The 11,254-nt window shown below is 42.3% G+C and carries 8 protein-coding genes; 5 read left to right on the top strand and 3 right to left on the bottom strand.

Annotated features, from left to right (window positions below; translation table 11 throughout):
• Window positions 1-623: 623 nt before the first annotated feature.
• A complete protein-coding gene (locus NST94_RS06900; RefSeq protein WP_076302155.1) occupies window positions 624-1,688 on the bottom strand; it encodes a GntR family transcriptional regulator in 1,065 nt (354 codons plus the stop codon).
• A gap of 263 nt (window positions 1,689-1,951) precedes the next feature.
• Between NST94_RS06900 and NST94_RS06895 the strand changes: the two genes are divergently transcribed.
• The 5 genes from NST94_RS06895 (at window position 1,952) to NST94_RS06875 (ending at window position 8,115) form a co-directional block, all read left to right on the top strand.
• Window positions 1,952-3,289: an extracellular solute-binding protein gene (locus NST94_RS06895; RefSeq protein ID WP_042185834.1), complete on the top strand. Its 1,338-nt coding sequence runs from the start codon at window positions 1,952-1,954 to the stop codon at window positions 3,287-3,289.
• 85 nt (window positions 3,290-3,374) lie between these two features.
• The gene (locus NST94_RS06890) at window positions 3,375-4,271 is read left to right on the top strand and encodes a sugar ABC transporter permease (RefSeq protein WP_042185833.1); all 897 of its coding nucleotides are present in this window, start codon (window positions 3,375-3,377) and stop codon (window positions 4,269-4,271) included.
• Window positions 4,272-4,287: 16 nt separating this feature from the next.
• Window positions 4,288-5,121 carry a carbohydrate ABC transporter permease gene (locus tag NST94_RS06885; protein ID WP_076125501.1) on the top strand — a complete coding sequence of 278 codons (834 nt, stop codon included), beginning with the start codon at window positions 4,288-4,290 and terminating at the stop codon, window positions 5,119-5,121.
• 29 nt (window positions 5,122-5,150) lie between these two features.
• Window positions 5,151-6,140 carry a family 43 glycosylhydrolase gene (locus tag NST94_RS06880; RefSeq protein ID WP_076125375.1) on the top strand — a complete coding sequence of 330 codons (990 nt, stop codon included), beginning with the start codon at window positions 5,151-5,153 and terminating at the stop codon, window positions 6,138-6,140.
• Window positions 6,141-6,549: 409 nt separating this feature from the next.
• Window positions 6,550-8,115 carry a histidine kinase N-terminal 7TM domain-containing protein gene (locus NST94_RS06875; protein WP_076125377.1) on the top strand — a complete coding sequence of 522 codons (1,566 nt, stop codon included), beginning with the start codon at window positions 6,550-6,552 and terminating at the stop codon, window positions 8,113-8,115.
• 367 nt (window positions 8,116-8,482) lie between these two features.
• Here NST94_RS06875 and sigK read toward each other — a convergent pair whose 3' ends face one another.
• Window positions 8,483-9,184 (bottom strand): RNA polymerase sporulation sigma factor SigK, encoded by a 702-nt coding sequence (gene sigK, locus NST94_RS06870; protein WP_036675850.1) that lies wholly within the window; start codon window positions 9,182-9,184, stop codon window positions 8,483-8,485.
• 207 nt (window positions 9,185-9,391) lie between these two features.
• Window positions 9,392-11,242 (bottom strand): DUF2264 domain-containing protein, encoded by a 1,851-nt coding sequence (locus NST94_RS06865; protein ID WP_339282131.1) that lies wholly within the window; start codon window positions 11,240-11,242, stop codon window positions 9,392-9,394.
• Window positions 11,243-11,254: the final 12 nt, after the last annotated feature.

Below are 11,254 nucleotides of genomic sequence, written 5' to 3'. Positions count from 1 at the left end.
TAGCAGAAGTTCCCTCTGTAAGTCGTTTGTTCCTAGCGGGACTATCACTTTTTATGGCGGAAAAGTAGAGTTAGGGACTGTATGCTAGGGGACTAGCGGTCTATGAGGCGTCAGATCTTACGGTTGGTAATCACACTATTCCTTCAAGCTACAGCGGCGATAATCACTATAAAGATTCTACAAATAGTTGGCTACAAAACGTGAATAAAATATGGTCTCAAATCAGTATGAATATCTTACAATCTACTATGGTGGGGGCTCGGTCGATGTACAAGTCGGTACACTCGGCATGTCATCCCTACTCGATCTTACTCCATCCAGCGCCTAGAAAATTATTTGCTCATATAAACATTTTCATATTTATTTCCTCATTGAGTTCCTGGAGACATTTGAATATTCCTTCATGATTATCATGCTCTGAGATTCCTTGACACTCACTCCCCGACCCGAAGATCGGTTTCATCCGTATGAATCAGCGGTTTTCGTAACAAAGTGGAGCGAATCTCCCGTTTTGGCCGCTAGCACCTTTATGATATATTGTTATACTCTATGCGCTGGAACGCAAAAGAAGACAACTTCTACTGAAGGTGCTCCTAGAGTGTCGATAAAGTCCAATGAAATAGTTAGGGGAAGATGAGCTGCACGGGAATGACGGCATTCTTAGGTGAATATGTATTCTCTATCTGTTCAAGTAACAGCTTTACCGCTGTACGTGCCATTTCCTGTTCATCCTGCTGTACATAAGCTACGAATGAAAGATGTGGATTATCGAAAGATAGCAAATCGATATTTGAGTGATTGTTGAGACGGCTGATAGCGGCCGATGTAAGGCGTGCGGTTTCTTCGGTTAAGGAGAAAGCTGCCGAAATTCCACTATGCCCCTGCAAGAAGTCGCTTACATAGTCCAATGCTTGCTTACCGCGTAGAATGTCGAGAGGGATGTGACACCACAAGCTCTTGTCGATTGATATACCTCGATCTGTGTACGCCTTCTCGAAGCCGAGCGTGCGATCCTCGATGGCTGTATTGGCATTCTCAGGTGAGATGAGCGCAATCTGATGATGACCCTTGGATAGCAAATGAGAGACAGCCTTATACGCACCGCCGTAATTGTCTGATGTAATCGTGTATGTCTCAATGTTGCGCAGGTAGCGGTCGATGAACACACATGGGAATTTATCGAGCGACAGACGCAGTAGTGATTCGTTGTACTTCTCATCTTCTGTTGGAAAAACGATCAATCCCTTCACACCGAGCCCCGTTAGTGTACGAATGGCGTTCGATTCGATAGAGGAGGACTCTCGCGTGATGCTTAGTACCATGCTGAGGCCAGCTTCAGACAGGAATTGTTCCGTGTAGTCGACGAGCTTCTGAATGACACGGGTTACCATCGTCGGAATAATGAAGCCGATGAGCGGCAAGGACGACGCGCTGTGTGGAGATAATGGAGAATCAATGCTAGAAATATCAAGACTAGAAGAGACGAATGTGCCTTTGCCTTGTACGCGTATAATTAATCCTTCGTCAGCTAGCTGGGTTAAGGCGTTTTTGACGGTTATTTTACTTACTTTGAATTCGTCCATTAATTCTTGTTCAGAAGGGACGCGGTCCGTTGGCCGAAGCTGCCCAGATTTAATTTTCTGTACAATATCTTCTTGAATTTGCTTGTAGAGCACCAGCTTTTTCAAATAAGTACATCTCCCTTAAAATTTAATGATTTTTATAATCAATTGGTTATATAAAATATATTACGTATATATTATAATGCAATTTATAAAGCGCTTACAATACAGAATTAGGAAATTTATTACGAAGGTGTCTTTTCATTGAAAGGTTAGAATCATGTTAAGAAGGTTGGTAACGAGACGTATTGAAACCGCTTAAATTAACAGAAGTGACCAGTCACCCAGCATCTCAAATGAGTAACAAAAAAAGAGAAGATGACGAACAAATGAAAAAACGCATTACATTAATCTCCATCGTTACAATCCTTATGATGTCACTAGTTTTGTCGGCATGTAGTAAGTCTTCCAGTTCATCAACGGAAACACAGCAGTTAGGCGCTGATGCCGGTGAGAATGCAACAGAAATGTCATTTTGGACATTCGTAGATTTGCATGGCAAGCATTTGGATAAAATGCTGGGGTTATGGAACCAACAGAATCCAGACAAACAGATTAAGTTGAATGTAACGGTTATGCCTTACGATGATATGCACAACAAGCTCTTATTGGCAGTTACAAGTGGAAAAGGTGCTCCTGATATTGCGGATATCGAGCTTGGTCAGTTCCCTAAATTCTTGGAAGGGGACAACGTTCCACTGGAATCTTTGAATGATGTATTTGCACCATACAAAGACGTTGTCGTTCCCTCACGTGTCGATATTTACTCCAAAGCTGACCAGGTTTATGGCTTTGATTATCACGTAGGTGCTACGCTTGCTTTCTACAACACGGAAATTCTCGAACAAGCAGGTGTTGACTACAAGATGATCAAAACTTGGGAAGATTACAATCAAGCAGGTATCAAGGTTTATGAAAAGACTGGTAAGTACTTAGGTACTGCTGATACATCCGCTACGTGGCAAGCCTCGCTGTTACTTGCTCAGCAAAACGCTGATTTTACAGATGAAAATGGCAATCCAAAAGTTAACTCCCCTGAGATGATTAAAGCGTTTGAAATGTTAGTTGACCTGCAGAAGAATAATGTTATTCATACGATCCCAGGTGGACAACCCGACACAGAAGAAGCAAAAGGCGAATACAACAAAGGCAACTACGCAAGCGCATTGATGCCTGAGTGGTACATGTCCCGCTTTGTAAACGAAATGAAGGACCTTAAAGGTAAGTATGCAATTGCTCCATTGCCTGTATTCGAAGAAGGTAATCCTCGTTCCGTTGGCTTAGGCGGTACTGGCACAGTTGTTACTAAGACTGGTAAAGACGTTCAGTTGGCAAAAGAGTTTGTAGCTTTTGCTAAGCTTTCGAAAGAAGCTACTACTGAAATCTGGAATACACTTGGATTTGACCCAATCAATATGGAAGTATGGAAAGATGAGGCTGTAACGAAAAACCCTGATAACGAATACGTCCAGTATTTTAAAACAAATGCATTTGATACTTTGAATGAAATCAAAGACGAAATTAGAGCTATCAAATCCGTAAAAGCTTCACCGACGATCGGCAATGTGCTCAATACGGTTACTCTGAATGCGATCTTTGAAGATGGCCAAGACGTGAAGGAAGCTCTCGATGAAGCACAGGCAGCAATTGAACAAGAATTGAAATAAAAATAATAAGTAAATGGTTATGATTAAGCCTGTCGGCAAGAATGGTGCTCGGCAGGTTTAGTCATAGTCAAGGGAGAGTGGGATTATGATAAAGAAATTTGTATACTCTCAAAAGGTTGCACCTTATGTATTTGTGTTGCCATTCATAATCATATTCTTGATATTCTGGTCTTATCCACTTGTAAATTCATTCGTAATGAGTTTTCAAGATAGGATGTTGGGACAGGATCCAAAATGGGTTGGTGAAGCGAATTATTCGAAGTTATTCACAGATAAAGTGTTTTTGACGGCTATTAAAAATAGCGTTGTATACATGCTAGGAACCTTAGTGCTGTTAATCCCTTTCCCAATGTTATTTGCAGTTATGATAAACAGTAAGTTAATGCTGGGGAGGGAGTTTTTTAAATCTTCGTTCTTTCTTCCTGCATTGACATCTGTCGCAGTGGCGGGTACTATTTTTCGCCTAACATTCGGCGAAATGGATGGTTCATTAATGAACAGTTTTCTAGGTCTATTTGGTGTAGAGCCTACTAAATTCTTGAAAGATGCAGAATGGAGTATGGCTGCACTATTAATTCTTGCATGTTGGCGATGGACAGGTGTTAATATGCTGTACTATCTATCTGGTTTGAAAAACATTGACAATGATTATTATGAGGCTGCTTCAATTGACGGGGCATCTGCTTGGCAGAAGTTCAGATCGATTACAATGCCATTATTGAAGCCGACCACGATATATGTTACGACAATTAGTGTTTATGCAGGTTTGGCAATGTTTACCGAGAGCTTAATGATGTTTAACGGTAACAATTCACCGAAAAATATTGGCCTAACTATAGTCGGATATTTGTATAGACAAGGAATTGAGAAGAATAAGCTCGGTTACGCTGCAGCAGTTGGTATCGTTCTATTAGTCATTGCTATGATTATCAATTTAACGCAGTTGAAATTTAGTGGAATGTTCAAAAAGGAGGAGGATTAAAATGGACACTAGTCAGATGAAGAACAACGTAATTGCTAGAATAGTCATAATTAGTACCTTTATTATACTATTCGTTATAATTATGGTTCCATTCTATGCAGTGGCCCTCTCTTCCTTTAAACCAGGTGAAGCTTTAATAAGATATGGTCTTAACTTAAGTTTGAATTTTGAAATAATGAGTTTTGATAATTTTATCTATTTATTCACTGGACAACATGATTATTTTGTATGGTTTTGGAACAGTATGACGTTAACAATCATTCAGGTTGCTTTAACACTGTTTGTAAGCGCTTTTGTTGCATATGGTTTTGCAGCGTATGATTTCAAAGGTAAGAACTTCCTCTTTATATGTGTGTTGCTCATTATGATGGTGCCATTTGAAATATTGCTGGTTCCTTTGTACAGCTTAATAAATGATTTGCAAATGGTGAATAGCTATTCGGCAATCATTCTGCCGGGTATAGCTAATGCCGGGACGATATTCTTCTTTAGGCAATATCTCAGAAGCATACCAAAAGAAATTATTCAATCTGGGCGAGTTGATGGAGCAAACGAATATGCGATATATTTCAGAGTGATTATGCCGATTATGAAGCCTTCCTTTGCGGCAATGGCCATTCTGAATGGTATGAATAGCTGGAATAATCTATTGTGGCCATTCATGGTGTTGGGAGATCAAAATAAATATACACTGCCAATCGGTTTAAAAACATTGTTAACTCCTTATGGGAATAACTATGACCTTCTGATCGTGGGCTCCTTCTTCTCCATCATTCCAATCTTCATATTGTTTATCGCTTTCCAGAAATATTTCATTGATGGTATGACTGCGGGTGCTGTTAAAGGTTAGTATCTATTACTTATGAAATAGGTGATAAGATGGGAGTCCAACAAGAGGAGTTACGCGTCATTAAACCATTGATCGAGCAACGAGCTGATCCTTTTATATGCCGACATTCAGATGGTTATTATTATTTCGTGGCCTCGGTTCCAGAGTATAATCGGATTGAAATCCGTAGGGCACAGGACCTTGTAGGGCTTATTACATCAGCTCCTGTAGTGATCTGGAGAAAGAGAGAGACTGGCATTCTTAGTGCCAATATTTGGGCGCCAGAGCTGCATTTTATTGATGGAAAATGGTACGTATATTTCGCTGCCGCGCATACGTCGGAAACGACAGAAGGCTTGTTCGACCATCGGATGTATGTACTGGAGAATGAAAATGCAAATCCGCTCGAAGGCAGCTGGACGGAAAGAGGACAGGTTCGTACCGCTTGGGAAAGCTTCTCCCTCGATGCCACTACCTTTGAGCACAATGGTAGCCTCTATTACGTATGGGCACAAAAGGATCCGGAAATCGAAGGCAACTCTAATCTCTACATATCTAAAATGAGCAATCCGTGGACGTTGATTGGGGCGCAAACGATGATTACGATGCCCGAATATGACTGGGAGATCATCGGGTATAAAGTGAACGAAGGCGCGGCATTTGTTCGCAAAGATAATCGGGTATTCCTCACTTACTCTGCTAGCGCTACTGATTTCAATTATTGCATGGGCTTGCTTGAAGCCGATGCGGACTCGGATTTGCTCGATGCTGCCTCATGGCGCAAGTCGAAAGTACCGGTTCTCACGACGGATGAGAGCATCTCGATGTATGGTCCTGGTCATAATAGTTTCACGGTGTCAGAGACTGGCGAGAAGACGCTGTTTGTGTTCCACGCAAGAACGTATAAGCATATTGTAGGAGATCCGCTATACGATCCGAATCGCCATACATTTGTAGCGGAGCTGTTGTGGACGGATGACGGCAGACCTGATTTTCGCGGCTCTGTTGCGGCACTTGCACGTTCTGTACAATACGAATAGATCTGCAAGCGCTTCACAAAATTCTAAATGGATTTAGTTGACTTATGTCGTACATGGGGAAGCCTTTATAATTAGAAATAAAAACAAGTACCCATCCAATCGATGGGTACTTGTTTGCAATGCAATAGAAGTGATGAATTACGTAATGTTGTACTAACTATTTGGTGATCGGTATAGACGAAATAGTAATCATAGCATTACTGATTGGCTAAATGTGTTGCTACTGTCATGAGTGTCATGCTAAGTTAAAAACAATCTATTTCATGAAGCAATAATCAATACGATGTGGGTAGTACAGACATAATAGTGATGTGGACGGAATCCTGTAAATGGTTCAAGGAACAAATCAACATCTTATATTAATCGTGTTAACGTAAATATATGTATTGTATGAAAGTGGGTATACCTATTGGATTCGAAGCTAGCAGCATATATAACATTAGTTTGTACTTCGGCTGTTCTGAATTTGTCTATACTTGTCTTTACTTATTGGAGGAGACATTATTATACAAATATCGCTAATTTGTTCATGTGGAATACATTAACTTCAATGATTTATTGCTTTGGTTATGCCTTTAGCTTAACATCGACTTCGTTAGAACAGCTTAGATTTTGGAATATTGTACAGTATGCAGGGATGCCATTTTTCCCTCCGTTAGGATTAATGTTTGTCATGCAATATTTGGGTTATAAAATAACGAGAAAAAGAATAATCGCGCTACTTACAATGCCTTGTATTACTTTTCTCATCAATGTAACTAATGAATCCCATCATTTTTACTATAGAATATATGATATCCATTCGGTGCTCGGGGCTCCATATAGTGAGATTGAGTATGGGGCATGGTTTGCCGTACATAATATTTACATTTTCTGTTGTATGTTAGCTGCGCTCTTATTGCTGCTTTCACGCTGGAAGGAAACCGTTAGTGTATATCGATCTCAATTATTTGCCCTCATCTGCGGTCAACTGCTTCCAATAATGACTGCATTTTTATTATTCATAGGAGTGACACCCGATGGTATCGATCCTGTACCCATGGTTATTTGGTTTTCTTCTGTTTTGTACCTTTGGTCTATTACCTCCTCTCGAATGTTATCAATAATGCCAATTGCAAAGGAAACGATCTTTAATAGTATGAACGATGGTGTCATTGTGCTTAATGATACCTATCAATTAATCGAATATAATCAAGCTTGTAAAAGTATGTTTAGTGAATTGGATCGATCAACGTTAGGGCAGCCATTTGATCAAGTTTGGTATATGCTAACGGATCAATCATTCCCTGTTCAATTAGATACGATCTCAGATAAATTGAATGTTACGATTCATCAAGGTAATTATATATATCAGCTACGTATTTCTATGCTTCAACAATCTAATAATAACTCTGGCTTACTAATTATATTTACGGATATAACAGAGCTACATACATTACAACAAAAGTTAGAGCATCAAGCCTATTATGATGATCTTACACAAATATACAATCGTCGTGCCTTTTTCCAGAAAAGTGAGCAAAGCTTAATGAAAGCAAAGGGTGAATTATCATCCTTTGTGATTATTCTATTTGATATTGATTTTTTCAAAAAAGTGAACGACACTTATGGGCATCAAACCGGAGATCAAATGCTAGTACATGTGGCTCAAATATGTAAGGCTGAGATGGGAGAACATATACTATTTGCTAGATATGGTGGTGAAGAATTTGTACTCGCTTTACCTGGTTATACACTAGCGGAAGGGGAAAACTTCGCTAATCACCTTAGATTTTGCATTGAACAGAAGCCTCTAGTTGAAAATGAAAAATTGGTAACGATTACCTCTAGTTTTGGGGTATCCGTAACGACAGGAGCTGTGGAGGAAACAATCCATCAACTTCTTCATAAAGCTGATGAAGCACTTTATGCTGCCAAAAGAGCTGGTCGAAATCAAGTGCGGGTTTTTAATGAAAAGTACGAATATGTGGAATAGTACAGCAAATTAAAATAGAGGCGTACATCGGAGCCGTGCTTAGTTCAGTAACTTGGTGGATTGAGAGCAAAATGCCTATCAATCAAGAAGAAATATACTTATGAGTGACTGTTTCAACAGGATATAACAGTCAGTTATTCTGATATTGAAGGATCATATGCTAGTGATGCTATTAGGCAATTTACAGAAAGAGGAATTGTAAACGGTATAGGTATGAGAATTACCTGTATTTCGCTCTATAGATGTTACGGTGAACCGTATCATAAGTAGGGTGAACCCTATCCACACAAAAAACGACTCATCCTTAGACAAGTCGCTTTTCAAGTTTTATTATTAATGGATTATTACTGTGTAATTGTCATCAGTCCTACCGCTTCGCCTTATAAAACTCATGATACAGCTTCATGAGCGCCCTCTTCTCTATCCGCGAAACATAACTCCGCGAGATCCCCAACTCCTTAGCAATTTCCCGCTGTGTCCGCTCTTCTCCACCTGTATCCAATCCAAACCGCCCCACGACAACTTCTTTTTCCCGATCATCCAGAATATCTAGGTTGCGATATATCTTGCTCTTCTCGATCTTCAGATCTACTTCTTTAATGACATCATCAGCTTCGGAGCCAAGGATATCGATAAGTGTAATTTCATTACCTTCTTTGTCTGTCCCAATTGGATCATGCAGGGATACGTCTTTACGAGTTTTCTTCAAGGATCTTAGGTGCATCAGAATTTCGTTTTCAATACAACGTGCTGCAAATGTGGCTAGCTTTGTCCCTTTGTTCGGACGATAACTCTCAATAGCTTTAATCAGGCCGATGGTGCCGATGGAGATCAGATCCTCCATGTCTTCTCCGGTGTTATCGAATTTCTTCACTATATGGGCAACGAGCCGCAAATTATGCTCAATCAACAAATTGCGGGCCTTGGCATCTCCCTCAGCCATCATCCCTAAGTATCGGCTTTCCTCCTGCTCCGAGAGCGGTTGTGGAAATGCATTATTCCTTACGTATGATACCAGCAGCGTCAGTTCTTTGATCAGCAACGCAATCGTGCTTAAGAATCCAGGCAACTTGGCGACACCTCCCGCACTTGTACAATGAAACCGATCTGTTTGCCTTACGGGTTCATGGTCATCCTTATTGTATGTGGGCGTGCGCCTAGAAGTGCCTGTACGGGGGAAATTGTACAACCACAGAAATTTATTTTTCATACGAGAAATCAGTCATACTCTACTCATTCACTTGTCTTTTTAACACAACGTTGTTAGCGGTAATTCTCACTCTCTTCTGATAATAAATTCCGCTTCACTAGACGTAAGAACCTTAATGATGTCCTTGTCAAAAGCAACCTTCAAAATAGACTCTGGTGATTGTTCTATAATACCGCCGCACGAATCTCCCGACAGATCACCGTATACAGCCGAAGCCAGCCAGTGGATTCCAGGCTCAAGGAAAGTCGTCAGTGTAGGCAAAACAGTCCGGGGATGAAGCAGGTTTGTGTTGGCATTAGGCCAAATTAGCTCAGCCTTTTCGTAGCCGATCAAACCCTTGACTCCGCTTATTCCCCTTGCTGTAGATACTGCCGCGGTTGTAAGGCCGATCTGCTGTTCCACCCCCGCTTCCTGACCAAGCGCGAAGCCGCCCTCTGCGGCGTCCAACGGTCGTCCGGTCTCGATCCGGTGTATCCGAATATGCCAAGGCAGCCCAGCAACGATCCAGGTCCGAACCTCCACATTAGTCCATGGCTTCCAGACAGAGTGCAGCACATTGTCCACAATTCTTGACTCCATATTCCGCCGTCTGACCCGATACAAGTTGTCCCCGCTCTCACTTAGAGCGAGCATGGAATCAAATGCCCCTTGAGACAATCCCCATTCGGAGCGGGGTACACTGAACCCGAAGCCTGTTGAGTATACGAATTTCTCATACTTGGCAGACGTGTGGGTATGCTCATTCGTATATAGATGACCACTGTTGAAGGCAGCCACATGGCCGGAAGCAGGTTCGCGGACAATGACAAGATGCGCAGGCTTCTGGACTATAACTGCAGGAATATCCGGCAGCGGCAGTTCCTCTTCCTTCCAGAATGGATGCTCCGCGCTGAGAGCCAATGGCAGGAATGTCTTTAACGCCCAGTAGGGGGAACCGGGAGCGTTATAATTCTCCGCCATGACCAAGTTGGGGTAGGTATAACCAATCGTCAGAATGCCTCCGGCATCAAAGATCGGCTGGCTGAACCACCAGCGCAAATTGCGCAGTACTAATCCTTTGACCACACCTACAGGGAATCCTTCAACGCCTGCATAGACGAGGGCACCCCAGAAAGCAGACTGGGCAAAGCGGTAGGTTAAGCTCCTTCCATAAGGAAGGGCAGATCCGTCCGGAGCGAACCAGCCCAAGAATTCGGTGGCAAAAAGCCGGGCCCGTTCTTTGAACACCTGTGAACGTTCCGGATCCTCCTGTTCCATCAGCTTCGCGTACAGTAACGCATAGTAATGGATGGCAAAAGGAACATAATAATCGCTATGCCCGTTAATTCCATCACTGTACCAGCCATCACCCAGATAAAAATCATCCATTCGCTTCAGATTGTTCTCCAGCTGCTCCGCGTCGTAGGGGCGGCCGATTCTGCGGAATCCAACATTAACCAGCACGTTGAAGAACAGCCAGTTGCAGTCATAGCAAGGATGGGAATTAATCTGATTCAGCCAGCTGTACAATTGCTCCTGTTCCTTCTGGGTAAGTGGTGACCAGATCTGTCCAGGAATGGCGGCTAAGGCGAAACCGAAGACCGCCATCTCTACCAGACGCTGGTCATAATCTTGAACTTCACCCCAGTATTCTTCATGGGCAGGATCCGTGCCGTGGCGTATGCCATCCAGCACAGTATCCCAAAGCCCGCTTTCTCCACCTCCCATGAGCAGGGGCACTAAGCCCCACAATACCCGGGAGAAACCTTCCATTTCTGCAGTTACTGCTGGATAGCTCGCTCCTGTCCCGCCGATTGCCAGCCGTGCACCGCCTCTGCTGTAGAGCGGCCGAAGCGGATCTGTAAGCTGTTCAAGAGCAGAGACCAGATCCTCCCGGGTCTTCAGCGGATTAATAGCTATAGTAGTAGAAGCCTTCATGGTCTGCATCAT

The sequence above is a fragment of the Paenibacillus sp. FSL H8-0282 genome (assembly GCF_037963825.1).
Taxonomy (GTDB): Bacteria; Bacillota; Bacilli; order Paenibacillales; family Paenibacillaceae; genus Paenibacillus_AQ; species Paenibacillus_AQ odorifer.
This window is presented reverse-complemented; position numbering and strand designations above follow the sequence as displayed.